Below are 233 nucleotides of genomic sequence, written 5' to 3'. Positions count from 1 at the left end.
ACATAAATCTATCGATAGCTTTTTTCAATCCAGCAAACTCGTCAGAAATCAGCAATGAGCGCATTTCTTTTACTGAATCTACCGCCTCTACCTGAGGGATCTCTTTACTAACGACGATAGTTTTAGCGGCAGCTGGTTTCTGTTCCGTTTCGGCTGCATCTACCTTTAATAAACGTCGTAAGATATCTGAAGCACTTTCGCCAATGTGGTGGGTCTGGCTTGCAATATAACGG

General features: G+C 42.9%; 1 protein-coding gene. It reads right to left on the bottom strand.

The window, feature by feature from the left end; genetic code table 11:
- Positions 1-233 (bottom strand): hypothetical protein (locus FQ668_RS28325; RefSeq protein WP_218570940.1); only part of this gene is annotated, 233 nt, incomplete at both ends.

The organism is Pseudomonas sp. Kh14, from assembly GCF_900291005.1.
In the GTDB taxonomy this organism is placed as follows: Bacteria; Pseudomonadota; Gammaproteobacteria; order Pseudomonadales; family Pseudomonadaceae; genus Aquipseudomonas; species Aquipseudomonas alloputida.
The sequence above is the reverse complement of the archived record's forward strand: the minus strand, read 5'-3'. Positions and strand labels throughout refer to the sequence as shown.